The organism is Sinorhizobium fredii USDA 205, assembly GCF_001461695.1.
Taxonomy (GTDB): domain Bacteria; phylum Pseudomonadota; class Alphaproteobacteria; order Rhizobiales; family Rhizobiaceae; genus Sinorhizobium; species Sinorhizobium fredii.
Genome location: NZ_AUTC01000081.1, coordinates 1 through 1580 on the forward strand (window position 1 = coordinate 1; position 1580 = coordinate 1580).

General features: G+C 55.4%; 1 protein-coding gene and 2 pseudogenes. All 3 read left to right on the forward strand.

Features of this window, described 5'->3' with window-relative positions; all coding sequences use genetic code 11:
• The coding region (locus N181_RS34250; protein WP_210160776.1) for a hypothetical protein at nt 1-509 on the forward strand (509 nt) is incomplete at its 5' end.
• A gap of 14 nt (nt 510-523) precedes the next feature.
• Nucleotides 524-706, forward strand: a pseudogene (locus tag N181_RS09540) (DUF2161 family putative PD-(D/E)XK-type phosphodiesterase); the annotation flags it as partial.
• A gap of 657 nt (nt 707-1363) precedes the next feature.
• Nucleotides 1364-1580: pseudogene (locus N181_RS09545) on the forward strand (DNA-binding response regulator); the annotation flags it as partial.

Here is a 1580-nt window from a genome sequence, read left to right on the forward strand (position 1 = left end):
CTCATAACCTGAAGGCCGCAGGTTCAAATCCTGCCCCCGCAACCAAACAACCCAAGCGCCATCCCCGCCCAACCAGCGGGGATTTTTGCGTTCTAGCCTCCTCCGCACAAGCGTCGAGGATGAAGTATCTGGTGGAATGCCGGTCCGCCGTATCGACGGACGGATCTCATGTGAAACATCCGAAGAGCATCGACCATGCGCTCGGTGATCTGCTTCAATACCGCCTTCTGCTGCTGCCGGCGCGCTTCGATCTGCGCCTCGATCTTCGGCACCGTGACGACCGACTGTACCTGCCGGGCGCGCAACCGCTGCTTGACGTCGTCGACGACCCGCTCGATATTGGCGATGTTCCAGAGGGCGTTCGGCACACAGGTGAGAACCCGGTCCTGGAGTTTGCGCCGGCTGATCGTCTTGCGGTTCGCGCAAGGCTCGCCGTCGAGCTCGTCGATCGGCGACTTGCTCTGCCCCCAGCATGTTCAGCTTGTTTGTCGGCGACATGCGCGGCCTAAGGTCGAGACGTCCGCAGAAGCAGGCGCTCGGCTGTGCGGCAGCGCTGGCATCAGGACCGCTGCGCGTGCGTGAAATCAGATCCCGCATACCGGATGCCGGGAAGATTTTGCTTTCGAATGTCTATGGCTGGTTTGAACGGCTTGACAGAGGCGTCTACGGCTTGACAGCCGCTGGGCGGCAGGCACAGCAGCGATGACCGCAGCAGGACATGCAGGCAACGATAGCCGCCCCAGCCTGATTTGTATCCCACGAGAGAGGTTTTGCGTCCCGATCGATGGCATGGCCTGGAGTTCGACTCCGCTCAAGCCGAGGGAAAAACAGTCGATTTCCCGATACGCCGCGGTTATCGGCCGGCCAAACGATCGACGGGTCGAATTGCCCGTTGCCGCAGGTCTCACGAGGGTCATAGGAATCCTTGGAGCGTCGGACACGCGGCGCGCTGTCCCAATTGAACGCCAGGAATTTCCGGACCGCAAAGTTTGATTATGTCGAGGCGAGTGTCGACGCAACATTCTGGCCGAACTCCAGCACTCGGACCTGTTTGACTTGCCCACAAAGAAGCATCGCTCCTGAGGCACTGTACCCTGGTTGATGACGATCCGAGCTAGTCCATTTTGAGTAGAAATGAACGGCGCGACAACTATCGGAACTAGGTGATAATGACAATGGCGCTCGATGGTTGTATAGATAATATCAAAGTATTAGTCGCATATCTGAGATCTTGTTCGAGGTTAGTTTCAATCTACATTAGTTTTTCACACGACTTTTACTATGCTATTGAACTAATTTTATGAGAAATACATTCAAGGAGACACGGGAACCACAAGACATATGGAGTGTCAAGGAGGGATAAATGTACCGCACGAGCTCGACCATGAGCAATATTGAAGATTGCAACAAGGTATTGCCGAAGAAAAGCAAGATTGTAATGCTCACGAAGACCGACCTGTTCGCCGAATGTCTGACGCAGGCGATCAGCGCGCGTTTTCAAGATCAAGACATCGTAAGCCTTTCCGATGAAGGCGGTCTCCTGGACCACAATCTTATCGACGTAAGCCTGGTCATGCTCT